Raw genomic sequence first — 1,109 nt, 5'->3', positions numbered from 1 at the left:
ACGCCTTGGAGGTTATACACGCCGCGCTTGCCGGCAGGCACGTCGGCCGTCACGGTTTCGATGCCGTTGGTATCGCGGGTGATGGTCACCTTGTCGGTTATGACATTTCCCGAAGCGTCGCACACGGCTCCCTTTCCGGCGTTCCACACCGCTCCGGCGGGGCTTGTGATTTTGCAGCCCTCGAGGGTGAGGGTATTGAAGTAGCGGATGGAGCCGTTCGTGCCCTCTGCCGTTACCGTGGCGTTGCGGAGGGCGAGGGATTCCGAGGAGCCGCTATCTCCTGTAATGCCATATTTCCCTTTGGCATTGACGGTGCAGCCGTCGATGGTGAGCGAGGTCTTGTAAACCAAGATGGCGCAGTTATTTGTGCTCTCTGCGTTGAGCGTGCCGTTGCCCGTAATGGTCATCGGATTGTAGTAATTGACGACGGCCGGAAATGTCGTCCCCATTACCGCGTTTGTGCCGATGAGCTTCACTGTGAGGTTGTAGATATGTGATTCGATGCCGTTTCTGTAACCGCCGTTGATGGTGGCATTATCGAGGGTGAGGGTCTTGGTGGAGTGGTCGTAGTTTACCGTTCCGCTCACGCCTTCAATCACGCTGAGGTCGTCGCAGTTGACCTCGTTCACCCGCTTGCCGGCAATCACGAGGTCGTAGGTGGTAACCGGCTCGATGGTCACCTTGGATTTGATGATATTTCCCGAGGCGTCGCACACGGCTTTCTTTTCGGCGTTCCACACCGCTCCGGCGGGGCTTGTGATGGCGCAGCGGTAGAGGGTGAATTCCTTGAAGTCGCAGATGGAGCCGTCCGTGCCCTCTGCCGTTACCGTGGCATTGCGGATGGTGAGGGTTTCCGAGGAGCCGTCATTTCCTGCGATGCCCCATTTGCCCTTGGCATTGACGGTGCAGCCGTCGATGGTCAGCGAGGTCTTGAAAACATAGATGCCGCAGTCTTTTGTGCTCTCTGCGTTGAGTGTGCCGCCGCCCGTAAGGGTCATCGGCTTGGTGTGCAAGACGGGTGTATATACCGCCGTTACCGTGTTGGTGCCGGTGAGCTTCACAGTGAGGTTGTCGATTTGTGAATGGATGCCTTTTTCGTTACCGCCGGC

The 1,109-nt window shown here is 57.6% G+C and carries 1 protein-coding gene; it reads right to left on the bottom strand.

What is annotated here, in order from left to right; translation table 11 throughout:
* The coding region (locus tag EII32_RS12230) for a peptidase (protein ID WP_158611185.1) at nt 1–1,109 on the bottom strand (1,109 nt) is incomplete at both ends.

It is taken from the genome of Prevotella sp. OH937_COT-195 (genome assembly GCF_003932845.1).
In the GTDB taxonomy this organism is placed as follows: Bacteria; Bacteroidota; Bacteroidia; order Bacteroidales; family Bacteroidaceae; genus Prevotella.
This window is presented reverse-complemented; position numbering and strand designations above follow the sequence as displayed.